This is a genomic window from Microcella alkalica (assembly GCF_014137945.1).
GTDB classification, from domain to species: Bacteria; Actinomycetota; Actinomycetes; order Actinomycetales; family Microbacteriaceae; genus Microcella; species Microcella alkalica.
Map to the genome: position 1 here is coordinate 144,546 of NZ_JACGWX010000006.1, position 26,355 is coordinate 170,900.

At 65.9% G+C, this 26,355-nt stretch carries 25 protein-coding genes and 3 tRNA genes; 20 read left to right on the top strand and 8 right to left on the bottom strand.

Features of this window, described 5'->3' with window-relative positions:
- Window positions 1-20: 20 nt before the first annotated feature.
- The 9 genes from serS to FHX53_RS11440 all read left to right on the top strand — a co-directional run bounded on the left by serS (window position 21) and on the right by FHX53_RS11440 (window position 6,497).
- Window positions 21-1,286 (top strand): serine--tRNA ligase, encoded by a 1,266-nt coding sequence (serS, locus tag FHX53_RS11400; protein ID WP_182491462.1) that lies wholly within the window; start codon window positions 21-23, stop codon window positions 1,284-1,286.
- 20 nt (window positions 1,287-1,306) lie between these two features.
- Window positions 1,307-2,173, top strand: a complete 867-nt coding sequence (locus FHX53_RS11405; protein WP_182491463.1) for an HAD family hydrolase — start codon at window positions 1,307-1,309, stop codon at window positions 2,171-2,173.
- A gap of 35 nt (window positions 2,174-2,208) precedes the next feature.
- Window positions 2,209-2,293 (top strand) — tRNA-Ser (locus tag FHX53_RS11410).
- A 37-nt stretch (window positions 2,294-2,330) separates the two neighbouring features.
- Entirely contained in the window at window positions 2,331-3,611 is a 1,281-nt protein-coding gene (locus FHX53_RS11415) for an LCP family protein (protein ID WP_182491464.1), read from the top strand.
- 13 nt (window positions 3,612-3,624) lie between these two features.
- Window positions 3,625-4,896, top strand: coding sequence for an LCP family protein (locus FHX53_RS11420; protein ID WP_182491465.1), 1,272 nt, complete (start codon window positions 3,625-3,627; stop codon window positions 4,894-4,896).
- 48 nt (window positions 4,897-4,944) lie between these two features.
- A tRNA-Ser gene (locus FHX53_RS11425) sits at window positions 4,945-5,034 on the top strand.
- 204 nt (window positions 5,035-5,238) lie between these two features.
- Window positions 5,239-5,760: a DUF1877 family protein gene (locus FHX53_RS11430; protein WP_182491466.1), complete on the top strand. Its 522-nt coding sequence runs from the start codon at window positions 5,239-5,241 to the stop codon at window positions 5,758-5,760.
- Between the two features lie 75 nt (window positions 5,761-5,835).
- Entirely contained in the window at window positions 5,836-6,165 is a 330-nt protein-coding gene (locus FHX53_RS11435; protein ID WP_182491467.1) for a type II toxin-antitoxin system RelE/ParE family toxin, read from the top strand.
- Window positions 6,165-6,497, top strand: a complete 333-nt coding sequence (locus FHX53_RS11440; RefSeq protein WP_182491468.1) for a helix-turn-helix domain-containing protein — start codon at window positions 6,165-6,167, stop codon at window positions 6,495-6,497. The genes FHX53_RS11435 and FHX53_RS11440 overlap by 1 nt, the downstream gene beginning before the upstream one ends.
- A 23-nt stretch (window positions 6,498-6,520) precedes the next feature.
- Here FHX53_RS11440 and FHX53_RS11445 read toward each other — a convergent pair whose 3' ends face one another.
- Window positions 6,521-8,194, bottom strand: a complete 1,674-nt coding sequence (locus tag FHX53_RS11445) for a sensor histidine kinase (protein ID WP_182491469.1) — start codon at window positions 8,192-8,194, stop codon at window positions 6,521-6,523.
- A 125-nt stretch (window positions 8,195-8,319) separates the two neighbouring features.
- Here FHX53_RS11445 and FHX53_RS11450 point away from each other — a divergent pair.
- Window positions 8,320-8,392, top strand: a tRNA-Arg gene (locus FHX53_RS11450).
- A gap of 229 nt (window positions 8,393-8,621) precedes the next feature.
- Here the strand turns inward: FHX53_RS11450 and FHX53_RS11455 are convergent.
- The 5 genes from FHX53_RS11455 to FHX53_RS11475 are packed head-to-tail and all read right to left on the bottom strand — an operon-like array spanning window position 8,622 to window position 13,663.
- Window positions 8,622-10,148, bottom strand: coding sequence for an acyl-CoA synthetase (locus FHX53_RS11455; protein WP_246335672.1), 1,527 nt, complete (start codon window positions 10,146-10,148; stop codon window positions 8,622-8,624).
- Window positions 10,148-10,564 carry a MaoC family dehydratase gene (locus FHX53_RS11460; protein ID WP_425488316.1) on the bottom strand — a complete coding sequence of 139 codons (417 nt, stop codon included), beginning with the start codon at window positions 10,562-10,564 and terminating at the stop codon, window positions 10,148-10,150. Before FHX53_RS11460 ends, FHX53_RS11455 begins: the two co-directional genes overlap by 1 nt.
- 41 nt (window positions 10,565-10,605) lie before the next feature.
- Window positions 10,606-11,811 (bottom strand): acyl-CoA dehydrogenase family protein, encoded by a 1,206-nt coding sequence (locus FHX53_RS11465; protein ID WP_343050990.1) that lies wholly within the window; start codon window positions 11,809-11,811, stop codon window positions 10,606-10,608.
- Window positions 11,808-12,695, bottom strand: coding sequence for an amidohydrolase family protein (locus tag FHX53_RS11470; protein WP_182491471.1), 888 nt, complete (start codon window positions 12,693-12,695; stop codon window positions 11,808-11,810). Before FHX53_RS11470 ends, FHX53_RS11465 begins: the two co-directional genes overlap by 4 nt.
- 2 nt (window positions 12,696-12,697) lie before the next feature.
- The gene (locus tag FHX53_RS11475) at window positions 12,698-13,663 is read right to left on the bottom strand and encodes an SDR family NAD(P)-dependent oxidoreductase (protein WP_425488315.1); all 966 of its coding nucleotides are present in this window, start codon (window positions 13,661-13,663) and stop codon (window positions 12,698-12,700) included.
- A gap of 46 nt (window positions 13,664-13,709) precedes the next feature.
- Between FHX53_RS11475 and FHX53_RS11480 the strand changes: the two genes are divergently transcribed.
- Entirely contained in the window at window positions 13,710-14,147 is a 438-nt protein-coding gene (locus FHX53_RS11480; protein ID WP_182491472.1) for a MarR family winged helix-turn-helix transcriptional regulator, read from the top strand.
- Here FHX53_RS11480 and FHX53_RS11485 read toward each other — a convergent pair.
- The gene (locus FHX53_RS11485; RefSeq protein WP_182491473.1) at window positions 14,106-14,750 is read right to left on the bottom strand and encodes a TetR family transcriptional regulator; all 645 of its coding nucleotides are present in this window, start codon (window positions 14,748-14,750) and stop codon (window positions 14,106-14,108) included. The two genes, FHX53_RS11480 and FHX53_RS11485, sit on opposite strands and share 42 nt — an antisense overlap.
- A gap of 97 nt (window positions 14,751-14,847) precedes the next feature.
- Here FHX53_RS11485 and FHX53_RS11490 point away from each other — a divergent pair, with 97 nt between their 5' ends.
- The 3 genes from FHX53_RS11490 to FHX53_RS11500 are packed head-to-tail and all read left to right on the top strand — an operon-like array spanning window position 14,848 to window position 18,607.
- A complete protein-coding gene (locus tag FHX53_RS11490; RefSeq protein WP_182491474.1) occupies window positions 14,848-16,506 on the top strand; it encodes a CocE/NonD family hydrolase in 1,659 nt (552 codons plus the stop codon).
- On the top strand, window positions 16,503-16,958 hold the full coding sequence (locus FHX53_RS11495; protein ID WP_182491475.1) for a DUF3237 domain-containing protein: 456 nt from the start codon (window positions 16,503-16,505) through the stop codon (window positions 16,956-16,958). The genes FHX53_RS11490 and FHX53_RS11495 overlap by 4 nt, the downstream gene beginning before the upstream one ends.
- A complete protein-coding gene (locus FHX53_RS11500; protein WP_220476397.1) occupies window positions 16,958-18,607 on the top strand; it encodes an amidohydrolase in 1,650 nt (549 codons plus the stop codon). The genes FHX53_RS11495 and FHX53_RS11500 overlap by 1 nt, the downstream gene beginning before the upstream one ends.
- Here the strand turns inward: FHX53_RS11500 and FHX53_RS11505 are convergent.
- Window positions 18,565-19,167 (bottom strand): TetR/AcrR family transcriptional regulator, encoded by a 603-nt coding sequence (locus FHX53_RS11505; protein ID WP_182491476.1) that lies wholly within the window; start codon window positions 19,165-19,167, stop codon window positions 18,565-18,567. The genes FHX53_RS11500 and FHX53_RS11505 overlap by 43 nt on opposite strands.
- 121 nt (window positions 19,168-19,288) lie before the next feature.
- Here FHX53_RS11505 and FHX53_RS11510 point away from each other — a divergent pair, with 121 nt between their 5' ends.
- Genes FHX53_RS11510 through FHX53_RS11535 form a run of 6 tightly spaced genes read left to right on the top strand, consistent with a single transcriptional unit; the run spans window position 19,289 to window position 26,350 of the window.
- Window positions 19,289-20,947: an ABC transporter substrate-binding protein gene (locus FHX53_RS11510; RefSeq protein WP_182491477.1), complete on the top strand. Its 1,659-nt coding sequence runs from the start codon at window positions 19,289-19,291 to the stop codon at window positions 20,945-20,947.
- A 34-nt stretch (window positions 20,948-20,981) separates the two neighbouring features.
- Window positions 20,982-21,941, top strand: coding sequence for an ABC transporter permease (locus tag FHX53_RS11515; RefSeq protein ID WP_182491478.1), 960 nt, complete (start codon window positions 20,982-20,984; stop codon window positions 21,939-21,941).
- Window positions 21,938-22,801 (top strand): ABC transporter permease, encoded by an 864-nt coding sequence (locus FHX53_RS11520; RefSeq protein WP_182491479.1) that lies wholly within the window; start codon window positions 21,938-21,940, stop codon window positions 22,799-22,801. The genes FHX53_RS11515 and FHX53_RS11520 overlap by 4 nt, the downstream gene beginning before the upstream one ends.
- Window positions 22,798-24,483, top strand: a complete 1,686-nt coding sequence (nikE, locus tag FHX53_RS11525) for a nickel ABC transporter ATP-binding protein NikE (RefSeq protein ID WP_182491480.1) — start codon at window positions 22,798-22,800, stop codon at window positions 24,481-24,483. The genes FHX53_RS11520 and nikE overlap by 4 nt, the downstream gene beginning before the upstream one ends.
- The gene (locus FHX53_RS11530; protein WP_182491481.1) at window positions 24,480-25,892 is read left to right on the top strand and encodes an amidase; all 1,413 of its coding nucleotides are present in this window, start codon (window positions 24,480-24,482) and stop codon (window positions 25,890-25,892) included. The genes nikE and FHX53_RS11530 overlap by 4 nt, the downstream gene beginning before the upstream one ends.
- On the top strand, window positions 25,889-26,350 hold the full coding sequence (locus tag FHX53_RS11535) for a DUF3237 domain-containing protein (RefSeq protein WP_182491482.1): 462 nt from the start codon (window positions 25,889-25,891) through the stop codon (window positions 26,348-26,350). The genes FHX53_RS11530 and FHX53_RS11535 overlap by 4 nt, the downstream gene beginning before the upstream one ends.
- Window positions 26,351-26,355 lie beyond the last annotated feature (5 nt).

The following is a 26,355-nucleotide window of genomic DNA, read 5'->3' on the forward strand; positions in this document are numbered from 1 at the left end:
GCGCGTGACAGACTAGGGGAGTGATCGACCCCCAGCTGCTGCGTGAGAACCCCGACGTCGTCTCGGCCTCCCAGCGGGCGAGACGGGCGTCGGTCGAGCTCGTGGACGAGGCCGTCGCCGCCGACCGCGCCCGCCGCGAGGCGATCACCGCCTTCGAGGCCCTCCGTGCCGAGCAGAACGCGCATGGCAAGCGCGTCGCGCAGACTCCGAAGGAGGAGAGGGCCGCGCTCGTCGCCGCCGCGCAGGAGCTCTCGGCGCGCGTCAAGGCCGCGCAGCTCGCCGCGACCGAGGCCGACGAGGCGTTCACGCGCATCGCCGGGTCCATCCCGAACGTCGTCCTGGCGGGCGTGCCCGAGGGCGGCGAGAGCGATTTCGTCACCCTCCGCGAGGTCGGCGAGAAGCCCTCCTTCGACTTCGAGCCGCGCGACCACCTCGCGCTCGGCGAGCTGCTCGACGCGATCGACATCCCCCGCGGCGTCAAGGTCTCCGGGTCGCGCTTCTACTTCCTCAAGGGCGTGGGCGCGCGCCTCGAGATCGCCCTCATGACCATGGCTCTCGACCGCGCGCTCGAGGCCGGCTTCACCCCGCTCATCACTCCCACGCTCGTGAAGCCGGAGATCATGAGCGGCACCGGCTTCCTCGGCGCGCACTCCGACGAGATCTACCACCTGCCCGACGACGACCTCTACCTCACCGGCACGAGCGAGGTCGCCCTCGCCGGCTATCACGCGGCCGAGATCATCGACGTCGCGAACGGACCGCTGCGCTACGCAGGCTGGTCGACGTGCTACCGCCGCGAGGCCGGCAGCTACGGTCGCGACACCCGAGGCATCATCCGCGTGCACCAGTTCCAGAAGCTCGAGATGTTCACCTACATCGACCCTGCCGACGCCGAGGCCGAGCACGAGCGCCTGCTGGCGCTCCAAGAGGGGATGCTCCAATCGCTGGGTCTCGCCTATCGCGTCATCGACACCGCGGCCGGCGATCTCGGCACGAGCGCCGCACGCAAGTTCGACGTCGAGGCGTGGGTGCCGACGCAGGACGCGTTCCGCGAGCTCACGAGCACGAGCAACTGCACGACCTTCCAGGCCCGCCGCCTCGACACCCGCTTCCGCGGGGAGGACGGCCGCACCGCTCCCGTCGCGACGCTCAACGGCACGCTCGCCACCACGCGCTGGATCGTCGCCATCCTCGAGACGCATCAGCGCGCCGACGGCTCCGTCGCCGTGCCCGTGGCGCTGCAGCCGTACCTCGGCGGCCTCGCCGTGCTGGAGCCGACCGCGTGAGCGCGGCGACGAGCGATCCGATGCCGAGCATCCCCGCCGGCGACCGCTGGCTCGTCGCGCTCGACATCGACGGCACCGTCCTCCACGAGGACGGCACGCTGTCGGACGCCGTGCTGCGCGAGGTGCAGCGCGTCCGCGACGCGGGGCACGAGATCATGCTCGCGACCGGGCGCTCGGTCGCGATGACGCTGCCCGTGCTCGACCGGCTCGACATCGCGCCCCACTACCTCGTGTGCTCGAACGGGGCGATCACGCTGCGGCGCGATCCGGAGGCGCCCATGGGCTACCGGCGCCACCACGTCGAGACGTTCGATCCGACGGATGTGCTCACGCGCATCCGCCCGCATCTGACCCAGGCGAACTACGCCGTCGAGGACGAGACGGGCGTCTACCGCTACACCGGCTGGTTCCCGGACGGCGCTCTCGGCGCGATCAGCTACGAGGTGCCGTTCGAGGAGCTCTGCCGCGAGCCCGCGACGCGCGTCGTCGTGATCTCGCCCGGCCACGCGATGGAGGAGTTCCTCGCCGTCGTCGAGCTCATGGGCCTGCATCAGGTCAGCTACAACGTCGGGTGGACGGCCTGGCTCGACATCGCGCCCGACGGCGTGAACAAGTCGACGGCTCTCGAGCGGGTCCGGGATGCCCTCGGCATTCCCGGCGAGCGCGTCATGGCCGTGGGCGACGGCCGCAACGACATCGAGATGCTCGCGTGGGCGACGAGTCTCGGCGGCCGCGGTGTCGCGATGGGTCAGGCGCCGCCCGAAGTGGTCGCCGCGTCGTCCGAGACGACGGAGCGAGACACGGCCGATGGGCTCGCCCTCGCCCTCGCCGGCCTGCGCACGGCGGGTGCCCCTCGTTCGGGAGCAGACCGATCAGGCCGTTCTTAGCCGATCTCGGGCTAGAATCGACCCTTGGTGTCCGAGGAGGGCTGTCCGAGCGGCCGATGGAGCTGGTCTTGAAAACCAGTGGGCAGAGATGTCTCGTGGGTTCGAATCCCACGCCCTCCGCTGCGACGGCGGTCCCGCCGTGCCAGGAGGAGTGCGAATGACGGAGCAGAAGCGCGATCGGTCGATCCGCTCCCTGCCGACCGCGCAGGTCCGTCACGGACGACTGCCCCGCGCATCGGCGTGGCGCACCGCGCTCTCCGTCATCTCCTCGGCGCTCGCCGTCGTGCTCGTGAGCGGCGCCTCAGTCGCGGCGATCACGCTCGGCCAGCTCGATGCCAACATCGACCAGGTCGTCCTCACGGGAGCCGACGGCGAGGCCCGCGAGATCCCGCAGGTCGGCCAGTGGGAGGGCGGCTTCAACGTCCTGCTCGTCGGCGTCGACAACGCCGAGGGGCAGCGGGACGCCGGGCAGCGGGAGGCGACGCTCAACGACGTCAACATCCTCATCCACGTCGCGGAGGACCAGCAGTCGGCGGTCGCCGTGTCGATCCCGCGCGACCTGGTCGTGCCCATCCCCGAGTGCCCGTTGCCCGACGGCCGCACCTCGTTCGCGATGAGCGCCCAGCCCTTCAACTCGGCATTCGGCGTCGGCGGCCTCAACTGCGTCGTCCTGGCGGCCGAGGCGCTCACTGGGCTGGAGATCCCCTACGCAGGCACGATCTCCTTCGACGGCGTCGCGTTGATGTCGACCGCCGTCGGCGGCGTCGATGTCTGCATCGACGCGCCCATCCGCGACCCGTTCGCCGGACTCGACCTGCCGACCGCGGGCACGCACACGGTCGAGGGGTACACCGCCCTCGCGTTCCTGCGCACGCGCTTCGGGATCGGCGACGGCTCCGACCTCAGTCGCATCTCCAACCAGCAGGTGTACATGTCGTCGCTCATGCGCACGCTGCAGGCGGAGGGAACGCTCACCGATCCTTCGAAGCTCTACGGTCTCGCCCAGGTGGCGACCAAGGCGATGTCGCTCTCGTCGAGCCTCGCGAGCCTCGACACGATGGTCTCGATGGCGCTCGTGCTCAAGGACATCCCGACCGAGCGCATCACGTTCGTGCAGTACCCCGCGACGACGGGGCTCGGCGGGGTCTACGCGAGCAAGGCTGCACCGCTCGAGGATCTCGCCGACGCGCTGTTCGAGAAGATCCGCAACGACGAGCCGATCCTGCTCGCCGAGGGCTCGACCGGCACCGGGTCGACGATCGACCCGAACGCGCCGGCGCCCGTTCCCTCCCCGATCGAGACGGCGACGGCTGCCCCTGCGCCGAGCGCATCCCCCGCCGTCCCGCCCCCGCCCGGCGAGGAGCCCACCGAATCCGAGGTCCTCGACGGAGTCCTCGGTCAGACCGCCGCGCAGCAGACCTGCTCGGTCGCGAACTAGGCGGCCTGCGACGATGGCCGAGTCGAGACGTCGGAATCGCTCCGGGCTCCGCGCCGAGGCGGCGGAGGTGCGGCACGGCCGGCTGAAACGCTCATCGGGGTGGCGCACGGCCCTGTCGGCGGTGGCCGGGGTGCTCGCGGTCGTGCTCGTGAGCGGAGCATCCGTCGCCGCGATCGCGGCCTACCAGCTGGGCAGCGGCATCGACTCGGTCGACCTCGGCGGGGAGGTGCCCGCCGTCGGCGACTGGGAGGGCGGCTTCAATGTCCTCATCGTCGGCATCGACAACGCCGAGGGCCAGGCCGACACGGCCGAGCGCGAGGCGACCCTCAACGATGTGAACATGCTGGTTCACGTCGCGGAGGATCAGCAGTCGGCCGTCGCGGTGTCGATCCCGCGCGACCTCATGGTGCCCATCCCCGATTGCGAGTCCGAGGATGGCACGAGTACCGAGGCGATCGAGCTCGCGCAGATCAACCAGGCCTACGACCTCGGCGGCCTGCCGTGCGTCGTCGACACGATCGAGCTCCTGACCGGGCTCGAGGTGCCGTACGCCGGCACGATCTCGTTCGACGGGGTCGCGCGGATGTCCTCCGCCGTCGGCGGCGTCGAGGTCTGCATCGACGCCCCCATCTCCGATCCGTTCACCGGGCTGGACCTTCCGACGGCGGGCGCCCACACGGTCGAGGGGTATGAGGCCCTCGCGTTCCTCCGGACGCGCTACACGATCGGCGACGGCGGCGACCTCGGCCGCATCTCCAACCAGCAGGTCTACCTGTCGTCGATGATCAGGAAGGTGCAGAGCGAGGGCGTGCTCACCGATCTCGGCGCGCTCTACGGGCTCGCGAAGGTCACCACCGAGTCGATGCAGCTGTCGACGAGCCTCCAGCCCCTCGACACGATGGTGGCGATGGCGCGCGTGCTCGCCGACATGCCGACTGAGAACATCGTCTTCGTGCAGTACCCGGGCGAGGTCGTGGTGTCCGGTCAGCTCGAGGGCCGCGTGCTGCCCCTCGAGGACGAGGCGACCGAGCTCATGCGCCTCATCGAGAGCGACGAGCGCTTCATCCCCGACGAGCCCCAGAGCGGGACGGTCGCCGACCCGAGCGCGCCCGCTCCGGCGCCGAGCGCGCCCGGCGGGGCGACGGCCGAGCCTGCTCCGTCCGCGTCGACCGACCCGTCGGCGGCGCCCTCCGGCTCACCGAGCGCGGCCCCTGGCCCCGAGGTGCTCGAGAACGTGCCGGGTCAGACGGCAGCCGATCGGCGCTGCTCGGCCTCGAACGGCTGAGCGCGAGCATCCGCCCCGCACCGGCTATAGTGGTGGAGGCTCACGCCAGGAGACGTCGCATAGTCCGGCCGAGTGCACCACCCTGCTAAGGTGGAGTCCCCGTTTAGGGGACCGAGGGTTCAAATCCCTCCGTCTCCGCTGCGTTTATTGGTTCCGCCGCCGCTTCTGCGGCGGAACGCCTCCCCTCGGGGCCGACCTTGTCGTCGGCGCTGCTCCGGCCTGACCTCTTCAACGGTGTTCCCGCCGCGTGGCGGCTCCTCCACATGAGCGCGGGTCATCCACCGCGCCCACTGTTCGCCGGTCATGGCTTTCGAGACGCGACGACGACGCCACGATCGCGTCATGGGAATCCGCTACTACGCCTACGCCTTCGATGCCGAGCTCGCACAGCAGGCGATCAACGATCCGCACAGCATCCTCTCCAGCGATCCGCTCGCCGACGCCTGGGGGTTGGAGCCGCACGCGAGATCGAGCGTCGCGGTGTTCGAGCAGGTCCCTCCGCGGTGCGACATGCTCTATCTCGACAAGGCGTGGTCGGCCCTTCAAGCACTCACGAGGCCGGGCCCTGGGGGGCTCGCATCCGAATCCGCGTACCGGATGTTCGAGGGCAATGTGACCATGCACGGGCTGGGCTGGGAACCGTGGGTGCGGGTGATCCTGCCGGAGGAGGTGCCCGGCATCCGCGACCAGCTGCGCGAGGTGGATGAGAAGCGGATCGACGATTGGGCTCGAGCGTGGCGTAGCCCTCACGGCGCGACCGACGAGGAGGAACGCCGCTACGTCCTCCACTATCTGGAGCGAGCACGGGAGTTCGTCGAGTCGCTCGCGGCTGAGGGCCGCGGGATGGTCTACCTCATCGGGTGATCGGGCGAAAATGCGGGGTTCGCGCGTGCACGTCTCCTCATATCGCAGTTGTGCGATGATCTCGCCAGTGCGATCATGAACCCGACTGACGTCGAGTTGCACGACGAAATCGAAGCGTGGCTCAGCCGTCTGGGTCAACGCGACTGGGACCGGGTCGCGGTGATCATCGACAGGCTGGCGACCTCGGGTGCGGCAGTTCGCATGCCGTTATCTCGCTCGCTCGGCGATGGTCTGTTCGAACTCCGGTTCACGCTCCGGCAGACCGCGAGACGCATCACCTACCGGTTCACGAAAGATGGGCGGATCGTCCTACTGACGACCTTCCGCAAGCAGCGTGGTAACGAGCGGCATGAGGTTGCTCGCGCGAAGCGCGTTGCCGCACAATGCGCAATCGAGTACCCGTGATGGAGGGCATGATGGCGAACTACTCCCGTTGGGAAGATGTGAAGCAGCGGCGGGGTGCGGTGGGCGACGAAGTCCGCGGCGAAGTCGAACAGGATCTCGCGCTCGGGCAGTTGATCTACGACCTGCGAACCTCGGCCGGGCTCAGTCAGCGAGAGCTTGCCGCGCGCATGAAGACGACCCAGTCAGTGATCTCGCGACTCGAGGAGGGCGGCGGAGCGCGAAACAGGATCGACACACTCGCCCGGCTCGCCACGGCACTCGGGCGTCACCTCGTCCTCTCGTTCCCGGAGAAGGTCTCCGCGCACACCGCCGACTCCGTCCAGGTCACCTGAGCGAGTCGCCCCGCTCCTGCGGGTCAAGCTGAGTGCGGGATGCAGACCGTCACGGTCGTGCCGCGGCCCGGCTCGCTCTCGAGGGCGACCTCGCCGCCGTGCGCGTCGACGATCGCCTTGACGATCGCGAGGCCGAGTCCGATGCCCCTGATGGCGGATGCTCGGGCCTGGGCCGCGCGGAAGAACTGCTCGAACAGCCGCTCCTGATCCTCCGGGGCGATTCCGACACCCGTGTCGCTCACGACGAGGTGGAGGTGGTCGGCGTCACCGCTGACGGAGACGCTCACGCTCCCGCCCGCCGGCGTGTACCGCACGGCGTTGGTGACGAGATTCTCCGCGACCTGCGCCATCCTCAAGGGGTCGAATCGCCCCTCGACGGGCCCCCCGACGACGTCTAGCGAGACGCCTTTCTCCTCCGCCTCCGGTCGGAGGGCAGCCACAACATCTCGGGCGATCATCCCCAGGTCTGTTCGTGAGCGCGAGACTGATAGTGACGTCGAACGGGTGCTGGCCGCCAGCAGGAGGTCGTGCACGAGGAGCTGCTGACGACGGATGTTGCGTTCCATCACCCCGAGCCAGCTGACCACCTCGGGGTCGAACTGGTCGGACCGCTCCATGATGATCTCGAGGAAGCCGGCGAGTGTCGTCAAGGGTGTTCTGAGCTCGTGCGAGACCGTCCCAATGAAGGCGTCCTTCGCGTCGATCGCCTCGATGAGGTCGGTCACATCGCTCACCAGGATGACGTTTGCGATGTGCTCGTCGGCTTTCGTTCTCACGGCACAGGACGACACGGAGATCGCGCGTTGCCTGGTACCGGGATCGCCGATCCAGATGAGCTGGTCCGTGGTGTACTCGCCTCGCGATACCCGGTTGAGCATCCGGTCTTCGACGCTGATCTCCGTGACTCGGTCCATCCCGAACGTGGGGACCGACTGGAACGTCTCCCAGGGGTCGCGTCCGCGCGACGTGAGTACCGGGCTGTCCCTCAGCGCGCGGTTCATCAAGAGAAGGTCTCCAGTCGGCGACATCACAACGATGCCCGCGTCGAGCGAGTCCAGAACTTCGCTGAGAAGCGTCCGGGCGCGTTCCGTCTCATGGGCCGCTTCCGAACGGCGGTGCTGCTCTTCGATGAGCGAAGCCTGGCGACTTCCGATGAGTTCTGCCATGGCGAGAGCGGCGGCTGCGGCGAAGAAGGCGACGGCGGGGAAGACGACGATCACAACTATCGTTCGCTCCGCCATCGTGTCGGTGAGACCTCCCGCGATGATGAGTGCGATGTCGGGCGTGACGACGGCGAGCACCGCGGGGACCATGAGCAGGAGGGTTCGACGTGATGCGGCTAAGCCGAACCACGCGGCGGGGATCATGAGCATCATGATCATCGGATTCGTCACGCCACCGGTTGCCTCGAGTCGAAGAGAGACAAACGCCAGGAAATCGGCGATTGGCATCGCGAGCATCCACGGGCGATATGCGGTGTCGTCGAAGACGGGCAGGTAGGGAACGATCGTCGACAGCACGATGAGCGCGAATCCGACGCCGTAGGGCGCACTCATGACGACTTCGGGTGAGATCGCGAGTAAGAGCAACGTTGCGATGAGGAAGAGCAGGAAGAACGTCGTCTGCAGCAGACGACCAGTGAATCGGGGGCTCAGCAACGGGCGCATAGTGGTCGGCGGATCGACGGCGGTCGACAATGTCCCCCCTTGGTGAACGATCGGACCCAGCATAGGCACCGGCATGGTCGCGAGCCGGTCGTGTTGCCGCGATTCGCGACCCTCTTGCGTCGCTGATATGCTCGCTCAGTCGCGAAAGTGACAGTGCGCCCGTAGCTCAATGGATAGAGCATCTGACTACGGATCAGAAGGTTAGGGGTTCGAGTCCCTTCGGGCGCGCAGATACCCCGGAGGATCGTTGATCTTCCGGGGTTTTTCGTTGCGGTTCTTTCCGCATGCGGCTGAGCATCTCGGTGGAGTCACGTCTACGCAACACTTTGGCCGCTCCAGCTTGTTGGGGAAACCCGAAAAATGCCCGTGCCTGCGTGCCTAAAGCGGTGCTCTTCGGACGATAACGGGTGGGCCCCCGCGAGCCTCACGCTCACCAATGCGCCCTCCTCACGGCGACTTAGAGGTTGGGTGCTTGGCCGTTGAGTACTTGAGCGAGCAGGACGTGTTTCCGCACTTTCCCGGTTGCCGTCCGGGGGAGATCCTCGAGCACATCGACGGTCCGAGGAACTTTGTACCGGGCGAGAGTGGACGATAGTTGCTCGACGAACCAGTCGCGATCGAGGCGCGCTCCCGGCTCGAGCGTGACCAAGGCGTGAGGGACCTCTCCCCATCGCTCGTGCGGTACGCCGATGACAGCAGCGCCAGTCACGCCAGGGATAGTCAGGATCGCGTGCTCAACCTCGGCGCAGTAGATGTTCTCGCCTCCCGAGATGATCATGTCTTTCGAGCGCCCGACAATGGTCAGGAAGCCGGCCTCATCGATGATGCCGACATCTCCCGTACGCAGCCACCCGTCATCCGTGAACGCTGACGACGTCGCAATCGGGTCTTGCCAGTAGCCCGAGAACACATTCGGGCCCCGGACCTCGATCTCTCCCGCAGCATCGTGCGCGGATTCGCCAATGCGGACTTCGGTAAAGAAATGAGCCAATCCGCTGCTCTGCCCGTGGGTAGAGGAGTACTGCGATGGCAGGCACGTCACCCCAGGCGAGCTCTCTGTCAGGCCGTAACCACTCGAGAACTGCAAACCTCGCCTCTCATATTCGTCTCGGACACGCGACGGCACGGCCGAACCCCCGCACGTCAGACTTTGAAGTGACGACAGATCGGTCGCATCCCACGTCGGGTCCTCCATGAGCAGCTGGAATGTGGTCGGCACCCCGCTGAGCGAAGTGACGCGGTGCTCTTCGATTGCGCGCAGCGCCTGGGAGGGATCGAATCGCTCCTCAAGGAGGAGGAGGCCGCCCTTCAGGAGAGTAGGGAGCGCCCCCATCCCCAGGGCCGCGGCATGAAAGAGAGGCGAGATCATCAGCGCGCGAGTCTTGGAGGTTACGTCATAGTCGACGATGACGTTGAGCGCATTCCAAGTGAGGTTGCCGTGGGTGAGCACAGCACCCTTCGGGTGCCCGGTCGTGCCCGAGGTGTAGATGATGACCGCAGGATCGTGGAGATCCACCTCGACGGGCGCTGGTGCACGTCCGTTGTGGAGGAGTCGCTCATACTCTTCCGCGAGAGGGACGACATCACGGACGCCGGCAGTCTTCGCCGCCGCCTCGCCCGTTGCGCGATGTTCGGGGGACAGGATGAGCATCCGAGCACTGGAGTGCTCCAGCTGATAGCTGATCTCGATCTCCGTGAGCCGAGTGTTGAGCGGTACGAATACGGCGCCGAGAAGGGCCGAGGCGAGCATCGTCTCAATGAGCGAGGGGTGGTTGCTTCCGAGATACGCGACGCGGTCCCCCTTGGCGATTCCCTGCGAGCTCAGACCGCTAGCAAGCCTGTCGATCCGGTCGGATAGCGCGTCGTATGTCTGGACTTCCCCAGAAAACAGGATCGCGGGTTGCCGGGCAGATTTGGTCCGGCGGTTACGGACCCAGGTCCCGATTCCCGAGGGCATCGTCGCGCCTGGTCGGAACTGGTTCATCAGACGTAGAAGCGAGCGAGGAACTCAGCGGCGACGGCGGGGCGCTCGCTGCCTTCGAGCTCGATAGTCATAGCAAGAGTGAGCTGCGCTCCTCCCTTCACCTCCTCGACGTCGGCAAGAACGAAGGACAGCCGGACCCGGGATCCGGCGGCGACCGGACTGACGAACCGCACGCGATTGAGCCCATAGTTCACCTTCGTGGTGACTCCGTCAACATCGAAAAGGCTGGTCCACAGAGGGATGAGCAGGGACAGGACGAGGAAACCGTGTGCAATCGGTGCGCCGAATGGCCCGGCAGCAGCGCGCTCCGGGTCAACGTGGATCCATTGGTGGTCGTCAGTTGCATCGGCAAACAGATCGATCCGGTCCTGGGGCACTGACATCCACTCGGAGGGCCCGAACTCCTCGCCAATCATCGCGGGGAGGTCGGCGAGCGCGACGGTCGTTTTCTGGATCATCATCGATTCCTTTCAAGAGGTGAGGCGACGTCGTGAGGTGCGCCGCCGAATGCGGAGTAGCCGGTAATCGCCCGACCGACGATGAGCGAGTTGATGTCGTACGTGCCTTCGTACGAGTAGATCCCCTCAGCGTCTGCGTGGAAACGAGCGACGCGAGATTCGAGGGTGATGCCATTTCCGCCGCACGTCTCGCGAGCAAGGGCCACCACCTCTCGAAGTCGAGCAGTGATCCAGGACTTCGCGAGTGCGGAGTCCTCGTCGAGAACCTTTCCGGAGGTCTGGCGCTGGGTAAGGCGAAGCATCAAAGCTAACGAGGCGGAGACGTGGCCGAGCATGGTCGTCAGCCTCTCCTGGACTAGCTGGAATGAAGTTAGTGGTCGACCGAACTGGGAGCGGCGGAGGGCGTACTCGAGCGCGGCCTCGTAGGCGCCGAGGGCAGTCCCGGTAGCGATCCATCCCACGTCAGCGCGCATTTCACGCAGACACCGGGCGATATCGCCGAACGAAGACACCTCGGCCAGGCGCCAATCGTCGCTCACGCGGACGTTCTCGAAGGTGATATCGAAGTTCTGCACGATTCGCAGCGAGGTCTTCCGCTCGATACGCCGTAACGTAACGCCGGGACTACGCGGGTCCACGAGGAGGCAGCGCACTTCGCCCGAGCGCTCCCGAGCGACGACGGCGATGCGATCGGCTCGATCGGCGCCGCCGATCCAGCGCTTCGCCCCGTTCAGGATCCAGTCCGATCCGTCACGGCGGACTTCGCTTCGAAGCCCCCGCGCAATGTCGGACCCGTGGTCCGGCTCCGTCAGAGCGAACGCGCCTGCCATGGCGAACGAGCGAATCATCGGATCCCAACGGGCAAACTGATCACCGCTGCCGCCTCGAGATACAACGGTGCGAAAAAGACCCGCCTGGAGGTTGTACACGGTCGCCACGGACGCGTCGACGCGGGCAATCTCAAGGTTCCGGAAGCCCGAGTAAAGCGCGGAAAGAGTCCGGCCCTTGAGCTCGGGCGGATCCATCAGCCTCAATGGGATGAGCGAGGCGAGGACGGCGTCTGGCAGCTCCCCTTTCTCCCACGCGCCGTCGAGCACGGGCGCGATCCTCGTCATCAGTGTTTCCCGCAGACGCAACATGACCTGCTGCTCATCTGAGGGAAGCAGGGTCCACGACTCGAGCAGGTCGCCGAGAGGCGCTGTCACGCGATCTCTTCAAGTTTGAGCAGGCGCACTGCGTTCTGCTTCATGATCTTCGCGCGCACTTCGCCCGGGATATCGAGAGCGTCGAAGTCCTCAATCCACCGTTCAGGGGTCAGGAGCGGGAAGTCAGTCCCGAACAGGACACGATCCTGCAGATAGGTCTTCGCGGCCTGCACCAGTTGCGCGGGGAAGTACTTTGGCCTCCAGCCGGAGAGGTCGATCGACACATTCGACTTATGCGTGGCCATCGAGATGGCCTCGTCCTGCCAGGGCACCGAAGGGTGAGCGAGCACGATCTTCAGGTCTGGAAAATCGGCAGCCACGTCGTCGAGAAGCATCGGGTTCGAGAATCGGAGCTTGAACCCCGAGCCGCCGGGAGTGCCTGCTCCGATACCGGTCTGTCCGCTATGCACAATCACGGGCACCCCGATGCCTTCGAGGGCTGCCCAGAGTGGCCGCACCTCCTCGCTGGACGGGTCGAAGCCCTGAACAGTGGGGTGCAGTTTGAAACCCTGCACCCCGTGGTCGGCGACTAGTGCGCGGGCCTCGTCGACGGCCGACTCGCCTCGCCGCGGGTCTACCGACCCGAACGGGATGAGCACATCGGCCTGGTCGGCCGCTTGCTCGGCGATGCTCGCGCTGGAGAGCGCCGGATGTCCGAGCTGTGTCGAGGCATCCACGCTGAAGACGACCGCCGCCATGTGCCGCCTCCGATATGACTCCGCTATGGACGCCAGGTCAGGGGTGACGCCGTCGGTCCTGAAGTAACGGGCCGCGGCGGCAGCGAGATCAGTCGGCAGAGACGCGTTCCCGTGATCGTCCAGCTCGATGTGCACGTGCATGTCAACTGCGTCGATGCGCGCGGTGTCGACTTCGGGGCGATACATGGTCAGTTGCTGGTGCGATCGAGGTCGGCGGGGAGTGACGGCAGGCGCTCTCCTACGGACTGCAGTTTCTCCCTCAGTACTGGGGCGAGCTTGCTTGCGATATCGTCGGCGCCCCAGCCCCCTGCATGCAGCTCCGTGAGCACAGGTTCGGGGTGCGACCAGAGTTGCAGGCGGTCGCCTCCGACGCCGATTACCTGGCCGGAGATGCCTGCCGCTGCGTCGGATACGAGAAACGCCACGAGGCCCGCTACGTCATCCGCCGTACCAAATCCGAGCTGTTCGCGGAAGAACGGAGGCATTGGCCGACCCGCGTCCTCCGCCTCGATCGCGGCGGCGAAGTACGGAACCGTGCGTGTCATGGCGGTCGCCGCCACAGGCACGACCGCGTTCACCATCACGCCCGAGCGCGTCATCTCAAGCGCCCAGGTTCGAACCATTCCGACAATGCCTGCTTTCGCGGCGGCATAGTTGGTCTGCCCGAAGTTGCCTCGCTGGCCCGTCGGCGATCCGATCGCGACGATGCGTCCCGGCACTTCCCGGGACTTGAAGTGCGCGAAAGCGGCCCTCGCGCAGGTGAATGTTCCGCGAAGGTGCACTTCGATCACCTGGTCGAAGTCGTCATCGGTCATCTTCAAGAGTGAGCGATCACGCAGGATTCCTGCGTTCGTGACGAGTGCGTCCAGCCTCCCGAAGGAGTCGAGCGCAGCCGCGACTAACTGGTCCGCGGTCTCGGTGCTACCCACCGGCGATACGACCGCCACCGCCCGCCCGCCGGCATCGATGATGGTTTGGCAGGCTGTTGCTGCGACCTTGTCATCCACATCATTGATGACAATCGCAGCGCCGCGGCGCGCGAGTTCCTGAGCGTAGGAGAGGCCGAGCCCCCGCCCCGAGCCTGTGACGATGACAGCGCGATCAGTGAGGTCGACGAGCGATGCATTCATAGTCTCATTGAAGAACACAATCATTGAACTTGTCAATCATTGATCCTCGGCATGACGATACGATTGGACCATGACCGCCCCAACGCCGCTGGAAGAAGATACGAGCTTCCTCCTCGCTCGGGCCAGTGCGCTTGCGGTCCACGCGGCGAACGAGGCACTTGCGCCGCACGATCTTCGCGTCCGGCCATACGCGGTGCTTGCCCTGTCGGCGGGGGCAGAACCGCCAACACAGCGAGAGCTCGCCGATCACCTTCGCCTGGACCCGAGTCAAATCGTCGCGCTCGTGGACGAGCTGGAAAGCCGTGGCCTCGTGCGCAGGTCTCCTCACCCATCCGACCGGCGAACCCGCGTCGTCGGCATCACGGAGGCCGGAACGGAGCTTCTCAGCAGGGCGGAGCCCGACGTTCGTGACGCGGAGAAGCGCCGCACCGCAGGCTTGAGCGCAGAACAACGTCGTCAGCTGACCTCACTCTTGCGCGTGATCGCCTTCTCGGTTTCCAGCGACTGACGCCGCGAGCGCGGCGACGGCGACTTCCGCAGTGCGCCGGGCCTGTTCCGTGCGCTCCGGTGAGACCTCTACATCGGAGAGGAACACGTTGCCGAGTGCCATGGCCAGAAGGCTGTACGCGGTTCGGGCGATCTCATCTCGCGATGCGCTGGGCGCAGCGCGCGCTAGGAGCTCTTGGAGCTCCAGCTCGGAACTCCGGTAGGCGGCCACGATCACGTCGCGCACGCTTTCGATCGTCCGTGCCGCATCCACGAAGGCCAGTGCAGCGATATTCTCCGGACCCGGTTCCGCGAACGCGCCAAACAGCCAGTCGAGCGCGGCATCGATGGTAGTCACGGCCGGCGGGAGGAACGAGCTGCTTCTATCCGCGGCGGCGGGCTGAGCCGTCGGTCCCGGAATCTCACCGAAATACAGCAATCGCGCTGCGCCCGTGAGGATGTCCTCGCGATTGCCAGCAAAGTGTCGAACGTGTCCGCGCGCCATGCCAGCCTCCGCGGCTATGCCGTCGAGCGTTGCCCCTGTGAGTCCGCTCGAGGCGAGGCATCGGATCGTCGCCTCGAAAATCTGCCGCCGTCGAGCTTCGGCGACCGAGGGTCTTCCCACGTCTCGTCTCCCATTTTTATAGTCAGTCTTGACTAAGAACCGTTCATCACTCTAGCGTGTGGCCATCTACCGGAACGCGCGTATCGAGAGGATCAACGTGACGGACATCGTAAGGGTCGGGCCCGCCCCGGTCAGCGAGCTCGCCCGCGAGCGCCGCGTTCGGATGCGTGACGGCGTGCAACTCGCTACTGACGTCTACCTGCCAGACGGCGACGAAAGCCCCGGCGACACGATCCTGATTCGGCTGCCTTATGACAAATGCGGCCCGTACACATTCATCCCGCTTGTGGCGGAGTACTTCATGGAGCACGGTTACCGGGTCGTCGCGCAGGACGTTCGGGGAAAGTTCCGCTCCGACGGAGAGGCGCTGCTCTTCGTCAACGAGGCGCGTGACGGGTACGACACGATCGATTGGATTGTCCAGCAGGGTTGGTCCAACGGCAGTGTGGCGATGTGGGGCGACAGTTACTACGGATACACGCAGTGGGCGGCAGTCTCAACGCAGCACCCTGCTCTGAAGGCGATCGCGCCTCGGGTCACCGGCACTCAGCTCGGCGAGCCCGTGCGCGACCCCGGCGCGATACGACCCGTCGAGTGGGCAGTCACCTACCTGTATCCGCTGACGTACTTCCACTCCCAGGATGGGTTTGCGTGGGAACTCGACTCGAGTCGGCGCCCCTACAGTGCGCAAGCGGAGGAGGTGATGTCCGCGATCGGAGCCCGCTCGATCTCATATGACCAATGGTTCCCATCGGCCGTGCATCTTCCGCGATTCGTCGATGGAAGTCCTTTCGACGCGCGGCCGGTTCCTGTGCTGCACACCATTGGACTGTGGGACAACTGTGCGCCACTTTCGTGGGCTGACGTCGCGGAGCTCGAGTCCCGTCCGGCGTGGGCGCTGAATCACTACCTCCGGATCGAAGCAATGGACCACGAGTCGTACTACTTCGAGGACGGACCCGAGCGGCGGACTGAGAGTCGCACCGACGATCAGATCCGTAGCGAGCTTCCTCGAATGCTCGACCCTTCAATCGCCTTTTTCGAAGTGTTCGTGCGTGGGAACGGCCGTCCTGACGACATCCCTCGCGTCGCGTGGTCTCTGGCTGGAACCCCGGGGATGCGCGTCGCGGAACGGTGGCCCCCGTCGGGCCTTCGCGAGTGGGTGGTGTACGCCGCCGCCGATGGTTCGCTCGGCGTGGCGCAGGCAGAGGAAAGCGTCGTGGAGTGGGTTCATGATCCAGATGACCTCGTACCGTCGAGCGCAGCGAACGCATTTGGATTCCTCATGGAGCGACCAGACGAAGCACCGCTTGGGGAGCGCCATGACGTCGTCGTCTTTACAGCGGGAGCGCAGGCCACGCCTGTCGATCTCGTGGGTCCGGCACGCGCGCGGGTTGAAGTGCAGTCGGACGGGCCAGTCATGGATGTCTTCGTCCGGCTGCTCGACGTAGCTCCAGACGGCTCCGCGCTTCGGATCGCTCGAGGTCAGGCACAAGTGAACCGGCCCCCCATCGTCGGTCCCACCGAGGTGACGATCGATCTCGGCCAAGTCAGCTATCGACTCGCGCCCGGCCATCAGCTGCGGGTGCATGTCTCGAGCAGTGACCACCCCGAATACCTCGCTCAGCCCGGCACGGGCGAGCACCCCTGGTCGGCCCGTGAAACCCGCGTCAACCGGCAGCGACTCACGGTGGGCGGCCCGCACGGCTTGGAGCTGACACTGAGCGTGCTTGACACGAAAGGAACCGCATCATGATGCAACCTCAACTGGAGTTCGCGTTCGAGATTCGTGTCGACATCGCCCCGCATCTGCCGATCGGTCGCGGCCCGGACGAAAACCTCTCTTTCACACCGGTGACTGGCGGCACCGTTGCAGGTCCCCTTCTTAGCGGGAAGGTGCTTCCGGGCGGAGGGGATTGGGCGGTCGAGCGCAGCGGTACCGCGCAACTAGAAGCCCGGTATCTACTGGAAGCCCAGGATGGTGTAGTCATCGACATCCTGAACCGTGGCTACTATCGCGCTACCGCGGATGTCATGGCTCGCGTGGAGAGTGGCGAGAACGTGCCGGAGGAGGAGTACTACTTCCGGACCGCGCCGGTCTTCCAGACCGATGCGCCCCAGCACCGGTGGCTCGCCGAGCACCAGTTCCTCGGTCTCGCGCGAGACGAGGACGGCCAGGTCTGCGTCCGAGTTTTCGTCGTGCGCTGATGTACGACTCGATCTTCGTCGGCGGGCTCGCCTTCACGGCAGGCTGGCCGACGTCTCGCGCCGTCGGAGTCGGAGTCCTGAATGGCCGCATCGCCGCGGTCGAGCCCGACGACGTCCTGCGCAAGGCGGGCGCACGCGATGTCATAGAGCTAGAGGGCGGACTCATCATGCCTGCCTTCCATGACGCGCACGCCCATCCGATTCCGGGGGCGATTGAGCTGATGCAGTGCGATCTCTCCCAGGCACTCGACGCCGATGACGCCCTCCGACGGATAGCCGCGTATGCGTCGTCACACCTTGAGGAGGAATGGATCCTAGGCGGCGGATGGTCAATGCCCCACTTCGCCGGCGGCACGCCAACGCGGAAGGCCCTCGACGAGATCGTTCCCGATCGCCCGGTCGCCCTACTCAATCGGGACCATCATGGGGTTTGGGTCAACTCCCGTGCGCTCGAACGTGCCGGCATAGATCGCCACACCCTCGACCCAACGGATGGTCGGATCGAGCGCGAGCCCGACGGGTCTCCCGCCGGAGTTCTCCACGAGGGAGCGATGCACCTTCTCGACACTGTGCGCCCACGCGTGGAGTCGGGGTTCGCGCTTCGCGCCCTCAGACGCGCACACGAAGAGTTCTTCGCGCTCGGCGTCGTCGGGTGGCAAGACGCTTACGTGGGAGCGACAGCCGGCCTGGATGATCTGCTCGATACCTACCAGAGTGCGCTGTCCGAAGGACAGCTGAGTGCTCGTGTGACGGCGGCACTCTGGTGGCAGCGGGGCGTCGGGATCGGCCAACTGGAAGACCTGCTTGATCGGCGGGCGCGGGTCGAATCGCTCGGTCGACCCGACGTGCTCCTCGCTGACACGGTCAAGATCATGGTGGACGGGGTGGCCGAGAACTTCAGCGCGGCGATGTCGCAGCCTTACACCGACCCGCATGGGCATGGCTCCCATGGCTGCGGCACGACATTCCTCGACGCTGCCGAGCTCACCGAGGCTGTGATCGCCTTAGACGCTGCGGACTTCTCGGTGCACATGCATGCGCTTGGCGACAGGGCGGTGACGATTGCGCTCGATGCGCTCGAAGCCGCCCGTGCCGCAAATGGCCCCTCCGCCCGACGCCATCAGCTTGCGCATCTCCAAGTCGTCCAGGGCTCGGATGTTGATCGATTCGCCCAGGTCGGCGCGTTCGCGAACCTCCAGCTTCTCTGGGGCGCTGTCGACGATCAGCTGGAGGAGCTCACATTCCCCTTCCTGTCTCCTTCCCTTATCGATCGCCACTACCCGTTCCGCGAGCTTCGCGACGCCGGAGCGTCCCTTGCAGCAGGATCTGACTGGCCAGTGTCTAGTGCGAATCCGTGGGAAGCGATCCACGTGGCCGTAAACCGTGCCCTGCCCGGTCGGCGTGCGGACTCCCGGATCAATCCGTCTCAAGCGATCGATCTGGCGACTGCGCTCAGTGCGTACACGGCTGGGTCAGCCGCAGCGGGCGGGCGGGCGGGCTTTAGCGGAGCTCTTCGTCGAGGACTAGCGGCCGATCTGGTGGTGCTCTCGACCGACCCGTTCGCCGCGCCTCCCGAGTTGCTCCACAAGGTGCAGGCTCGACGCACCTACCTCGAGGGCCGGTGCGTTTTCGGAGACGGGCCATCGTGAGGCAAGGCGTCTACGGCTTCAAGCAGAATGCTTCTCAACCGCGCCTCCCCCCAGAGCGCTGGGTCCTCAGCGCTCGCGATGATCGAACCGCGGAGCGCGAGATAAAGGATGTCCGCGACCAACTGAGGATTGCGGTGACCGGAGCGCGTCGCTGCGTCCGCGAGCTCCACCTGGAAATCCTCCGATTCGCGGCGCATCCGGTCCCGGAGCTGAGGATCAAGAGTGGCGTCGGCGACGATCTCGAGGATGAGTGTACGGAGGGCCGGGTCGTCCGCGTTGGAGGTGAGGACGGCGTCGAGCATCGCCTCGAGTGGCGTGCTGTCGGCGTTGCGGGCGGCACCCTCACGCTCGGTCTTCCACCGGTCCCGAGCCCTGTCGAGCGCGTTCATAATCAGCGCCGACCGCGTGGGCAGATAGTTCGTCACGAGTGTGGTGGAACCCCCGAGAGCTCGAGCGACAGACCGGACCGTTACGGCCTGCGCTCCGTTCTCGCGCGCCACTCGAACCGTCGCGTCCGCGATGTCAGCAAGGCGCTGATCGGAGTCAACCGGGCGGGGCATGTCGCGAGCTTATCTGCGACCGTAACGCAAATGCAACATTGATGTACAACGCTGTTGTAGTACAGTCCTTTTCATCGTCACCGGTGACGTGCCGGGACACCCGTACCCCTGGAGGAAACGCATGAGAATCTCCGACGGCGACGTCGTCGCCCGGCGCTGGCGCAATGGCGCGCTTCTGAGCGCGGTCGCCGCGCTTCTTCTCACTGGATGCTCGGCTCCTGAAGCAGCTCCTACCGACGAGCCCGCGCCGATCACTGAGTTGACGTCTTCGCTTCCCGCGGCGACCACTGCCGTCGACGAGGTCCGCTGGGGCCTCGTCGAGGGGGAGCCCCGCTCACTCGTGCCCGGCGCCGACTACAACTTCGTGTGGCCGAACATCTGCGACAGCCTGCTGCGCGTCTCGCCGGACTTCGGTATCGAGCCGGGTCTGGCCGAGCGCGCAGAGTTCGTCGACCCGGTCACGTTCGTCATCAATCTCCGACAGGGGGTGACGTTCTCGGACGGTAGCGCCGTGACCCCCGAGGATGTCGTCTTCAGTCTGGAGCGCAGCCGTCAGGATGTCATGTCGCCGTACTTTGGCGCGTTCGTCCTCGTCTCGACCATCGAGGTCACCGGCGAAAACCAGGTGACGGTGAACTTCACAGCACCTGACTCGATCTTCCGTGAGGCGATGACGGGCGGTCCTGGCGCCATCCTCAGCAAGACCTTCAGCGAACAGCAGGGTCCGGCACTCGGCACTTCCGCCGGAGAGATTCTCTGTGCCGGCCCGTACGCCCTGGAAAGTTGGACCCCCGGCAGCGACATCACCCTCGTCGCGAATGATGGTTACTGGGACGGTGCCCCGCTGGTCCAGAAGCTGGTGTTCTCTTTCATTCCTGATGGAACGACGCTCACGAATGCGCTTCTTGCAGGTGAGATCGACGGCGCCTTCAACGTGCCGCCGGCCAGCCGAGCCGCGTTCGAGGATTCGGATGAAGGCCGACTGATCGTGGGCCCATCGACCGCATCCTTCTCATTCGGGCCCACGCGGACTGACGGGCCGGGCGCAAACCCGAAGATCCGGCAGGCTCTCAGCATGGCGATCGATCGGGAGCAGTACATCCAGACCGTCCTCAACGGACTGGGCGAAGCGCAGAGCACCTTCGTCGCCCCCTTCACCTGGGAGGGTTCGGAGGCCGCGAGCGTGTATCAGGCGGCATACGACGCGCTGCCGGAGCCTGCTTTCGATCTCGAAGCGGCCCGAGCCCTGGTCGAGGAATCCGGCGAAGATCCCTCCGTACCGATCCGCATCGCGATTCCGGCCGGCAGCAAGGAGCTCTCCCAGACCGCGGCTATCGTGCAGGCGGCTGCGCAGCAGATCGGCCTGACCGTGGAGATCGACGAGCGACAGGCCGCCGATTTCGCCTCCCTCTTCCTGCCCGATCCCGCCGCCAGAGAGAGCGTGGACTTCCTGGCGACCGCCGGCTACCAGGAGACGCCCGGGGTGCTGACCTATCCGCAGCTCTTCGTGCTTCCGCCTGAGATCGGCGGCATCTTCAACTGGACTGCGTACGCGGATCCCGAGGTGGTGGGCGCCGTGCAGGCCGCGCGGACCACTCCAGATCCTGTCGGCGCGGCCGAGGCCTACGTCGCCGCGCAGGAAATCTTCGCTCCCGAGCTCCTCCAGGTGACACTGGCCGGCGCTTACCACACCACCTTCTTGAATAACCGTCTCACTGGCGTGGTGACGTCCGTCGCCTCGTACTCGAGCCCCTGGGCGCTGCACCTCGGCGGTCAGTGATGCGCACGACGCTGGACAGGGGAGAAGAGGGATGATGGGCGCACGAACTGTGAGGCGACTGCTCTCGAAGATCGGCGCGCTACTCCTGACCCTCTTCCTGTCCAGCGTCGTGATCTTCTCCGCAGTGCTGTTGACCCCCGGGGACCCCGTAGTAGCACTCGCCGGCGGGGTGCGCCCGACTCCAGAAATGATCGACGCGATCCGCGAGCAGTACCAGCTCGATCAGCCCGTGTGGGTGCAGTACCTCTCGTGGGTCGGGTCGGTATTGACAGGAGACCTCGGCACCTCCTTCGTCTATAAGACCGAAGTCATTGACCTCATTGCTCCCCGGTTCGGCATCACTTTCCTGCTCGTTATTTACACGCTCGTGCTCATCGTCGTCTTCGGCGTCGGCTCGGGGATTCTGGCCGCAGTGCGACGTGGCCGGGTTGAGCAGGCTGTGCTCGTCGGGACGTCGCTGGGCGTCGCAATGCCAACATTCGTCGTCGCGATCGTTCTGATTTGGATCTTCGGGAGGGTGCTCGGTTGGTTCCCTGTCTACGGACCCGGGGAGGGCCTTCTCGACAACCTCTACCACCTGACCCTGCCCGCAGTCTCCCTCGCCGTTCTCTACATCGCATACATCAGCCGGATCACCCGAGGCGCCGTTGTCGCCCAGCTGAGTTCCGAGCACGTCGAGACTGCGCGCGTGCGGGGAATCCCGCCGAGCAGGATCTTCCGACGCCATGTTTTTCTCAATGCCTCACCACAGCTGCTCTCCGTCGCGGGCACGACCATCGCGAGCCTCTTCGCGGTCGCCGCTATTGCCGAGCACGCTTTCGGATTGGGTGGCATCGGTGTCCTCCTCACGGAGGCCGCAGCACGCAAGGACCTCCCTGTCGTGCAGACGCTGTCCCTGATGCTCGTCGCATTGTTCGTCGTCCTCAACGCAATGGTCGACGTGGTGATCGCCATCATCGATCCCGATTCAGCCCGCCCGAGGAGGGACGCATGAGTGTCGGTCAAATCGCCGCCGGCCGGGTGCCAGCGATCTCACGTAGGGCTGCCAAGCGCGATCCGCTACTCGTAGCCGCTCTGGTGACGCTCTGCGCCATAGCCCTGGTCGTCATCGCAGGCCCATTGATCAGCGCATTTGATCCGAACCAGCTGTACGCGGGTCCTATCTCGGGCGGGCCCTCGCTTACGCACCCCCTGGGCACCGACGACCTCGGGCGTGACATCCTCGCGCGGGTCATCGCTGGGGGTCCCGCGAGTGTGATCGGCCCACTTGTTGTGGTCGCTCTGTCGACGACCCTCGGGTCGACGGTCGCTCTTCTCTCAGCGTGGTTCGGCGGTTGGGTCGATGGGATCCTGACCCGCGTCATCGAGGTGATCTTCGCGATCCCCGGCCTGGTACTCGCCGTCCTCGCAGTGTCGATGTTTGGCAAGGGACTGGTGGCGCCGGTCATCGCATTGTCGATCGCCTACTTGCCGGTCGTCTCGCGACTTGTGCGGGCAGGAGCGCGGGCCGAGCTCGGCAAGCCCTACATGGCAGCTCTACGCATCCAAGGCGTCAGCTCAACAGCCATACTCTTCCGACACCTCATCCCGGCGCTGCTACCCACGATCCTCGCGCAGGGAGCGCTGGGGTTCGGCTATGCGATGCTCGACCTTGCGGCCATCTCCTTCCTCGGACTGGGAGCGCCGCCGCCCTCCTCCGACTGGGGCGTCATGATTGCCTCTGGCCAACCGTCCCTTCTCAACGGTGCTCCCGAGCAGTCCCTGTTCCCGGCACTCCTGGTTGTGCTCACCGTACTGTCCGTAAACATTGTCGGCGCCCGCGTCACCGTCTGGGCGGAGGCGAAGAGCTCATGACACGCACTGTTCTAGACATCGACAAGCTCGCCGTGACCGGGCCAGATGGCCAGGCGCTTGTCGCCGATCTCTCGCTGACAGTGTCGGCGGGCGAGGTCGTCGGGCTTGTCGGCGAGTCGGGCTCAGGCAAGACGCTCACCGTGCGGGCAGTCGCCGGGTTACTTTCCGACGGCCTCGTTGCCAGCGGCACGATCCGAGTCGACGGCGAGAACCTCGCCGAGCTCCCCGAGCAACACGCGCGCGCAGTGCGTGCTCGCCGTCTCGGCATGGTCTTCCAGACTCCGCGAGCTCACCTGAACCCGCTGCGCACGATCGGCGACTTCATGATCGAGGCACTCGTCGCGGTGGGCGGGGAGAAACCAGCGGCTGCGGAGAGTCGCGCGGCCGAGCTTCTCGCGGAGGTTGGTATCGCGGATCCGGAGCGTCGGCTTCGGCAACGGCCCAGCGAACTGTCTGGCGGGCTCCTCCAGCGCGTCATGATCGCGGCGACACTCGCTATGGACCCGCCGCTACTTCTCGCCGACGAGATCACCACGGCCCTCGACGTGACGACACAGGAGGAGGTCATGGCCGTACTCGCCGACCTCAGGCGCAGTAGGGGCCTCGCGATGCTCTTCATCACGCACGATCTCGCGCTCGCGGGCGCAGTGTGCGACCGGATTGCAGTCATGCAAGGCGGCCGCATCGTCGAGACGCTGCAGGCGGAGACAATGCGTGCTGACGCGCAGCACCCGTACACGCAGCGCCTCCTTTCCGCGACCCTGCCTCCGGATCTTATGCAGGGGGAGCCTGCGACCGAGCCGGTACTGGTTGTCGACGGGTTGCGCAAGACGTACTCCGTGAGATCGGCAAGCGGCGGACATCGCGAGGAGTTCGTCGCCGTTGACGAGGTTGGCTTCACGCTCGCACCTGGGGGGTCACTCGGCATCGTCGGCGAGTCCGGCTCTGGCAAGTCGACCACAGCCCGAATCATTTGCGGCCTCGAGCGCGCCGACTCCGGCATCATCCTGGTGAAGGGTGAGGACTGGACCCGCGTGCCACGCTCGACAACCGGGTGGCGCCGACGAGCTCGGATCGCGCAGATGGTCTTCCAGGATCCGTACCAGTCCCTCGACCGCAGACAGACAGCTCGGCAGTGCCTGCGCGAAGCGATTTCCGTCCACCGCCCACGCGAGTCGAGGCCTGCGCTCGATGCGCGCGTTGATGAGCTGTTGGAAGCTGTCCTACTCACTCCGGACCTCGCCGACCGGCGGCCCCGCTCGCTTTCGGGGGGTCAGCGTCAGCGTGTCGCAATAGCACGGGCGCTCGCGGCCGAGCCCGAGATTCTGGTGCTGGACGAAGCCGTCTCGGCCCTCGACGTCACCACCCAGGTCGAGATCCTCACGCTTCTCGACCGAATCCGACGGGAAACGGGGGTCGCGCTCCTCATGATCTCGCACGACCTCTCCGCTGTGCGTCGCGTCTGCGACCACGTCGTGGTGATGCGCGGTGGCCGGATCGAAGAATCGGGCCCTATTGCTGAGGTGCTCGATCGTCCGCGAGCCGATTACACCCGTTTGCTTCTTGCTTCCGTCCCACACGAAGGCTGGGTCCCGCAACGCCGGATTCCGACCAGGACCGCAGCGCTGCCGACGATCGCCACCTCGAACCTCCCCATCCTCGATCCTCAAGGAGAACGATGAACGCCACTCCGCTCTGGCAACTGAGCACTCTCGAGCTTGCCGAGTCGATCAGGCTCGGACGCACGTCCGCGCGCGAGGTCATCGACGCCCACCTCGATCGGATCGATGAGGTGAATCCTCACCTGAACGCTCTCACCGTCGTCTTCCACGATCGCGCTCGTGCACTCGCGGACGAAGTGGATGCTGGTCGCGTCACCGGCACCTTCGCCGGCGTGCCATTCACCGTCAAGGAGAATATCGACCTCACGTGGTCCGCCAGCACCAGCGGGTGGACCTTCCTCGCCGACGCGGTGCCTTCGGCGGACGCAACGATGGTGCGTCGCCTCCTTTCCGCCGGGGCTATTCCGATCGGTCGGGGAAACATGCCCGACTTCGGACTTCGATGGGACACCGTAAACGATCTATTCGGCCGCACACTCAATCCGTGGGATGAGGATCGGACAGCGGGAGGCTCGAGCGGCGGAGATGCAGTCGCAGTGGCGGCGGGCATGGCGCCGCTCGGACTCGGCAACGATTACGGGGGATCCCTTCGTTTGCCGGCGTACGCGGCGGGAGTGTGTGCGCTTCGTCCCTCGGAGGGCAGAATCCCTTCTCCAGTGGCGGTAAGCAATGAGCCGGTCCCGCTCACGCTCCAGCACTTCGCAGTCAACGGCCCGATCGCGCGCACCGTCGACGACCTAGACGCAGCCTTCTCGATCATGCACGGAGCTGACGAGCGAGACCCACTGGCGGTAACGCTCCCGCATCCGAGGACGTACGAGGGTCCGCGCCGGGCGGCGGTCGTCCGGAACCCTCTCGGTTGGGGAGTCGAGTCCTCCGTGGCGCTCGGGATTGAACGCGCGGCCGAAGCGCTCGCCGAACGCGGGTGGCAGATCGTTGACGCCGAACCGCCGATGCTTGAGGAGGCCGCCGTCCTCTGGCGCAGACTGTCGACCGCAGAAATGCTGGGTGCGTTTCTCCCAGGCGGTCTACCCCAGCCGCTCAGCGACGGCGCTACTCAGTACTTTCTCGATGCAGCAAGCGAGACCGAACCGTTCGCGGCCGTCGAAGATTACGGCATGGCGTGGGCGCGGAGAATCACGGTTGCGGCGGCATGGCATGCGTTCCAGGTCGAGAACCCCGTCATTCTCGGGCCCGTATCCACGTCTCGGATGCCCGCGGTCGGCTTCGATCTGGAAGGGCCGGCTGCCGCTACAACGCTATGGCGGTCGCACGCCTTGCTCGTCGCGGTCAACCTGCTGGGTCTACCGGCAGTCGCGGTCCCCGCTGGACTGGACGTCGAGGGCCTTCCCACCGGAGTTCAACTGATCGGTCCGCGTAACGGGGACCACATCGCGCTCGCCGCCGCCCGCGATGTCGAAGCGGTTCTCGGCCACGTGCGACCCGAGCTCACAGCGGTCGCCCGATGAGCCTCCTCAAGCCCTCGCTCCAGTTCGTATTCGAGCTCAGAGTGGAAGTCGCGGCACCGGTACGGGTCGGTCGTACGGAATCCGAGAGCCTCAACGTCACTCCGATTACCGGGGGCGTCGTGGAAGGCCCGCGACTGAATGGCCGGGTCCTGGGGGTCGGCGCCGATTGGTGGGTGACCCGAGGATCCACAACGCAACTCGATGCGCGTTATCTCATCGAGTCGGCGGATGGTGCCGCCATCGATGTCGTGAACAGAGGCTATTGGCACGCCGGGCCCGAACTCGAGGAGCGGCTCCGTTCGGGGGAGCCGCTCGCCGAGGACGAGTTGTATTACCGGACAGCCTTCGTTTTCCAGACAGGCGCAGCCGACTATCGATGGCTAACCGAGGCTCAGTTTGTGGGGTACGCCCGACCCGAAGAGGGACTCGTCTGCATCCGCGTGTTCAGGCTGGATTGATTCCG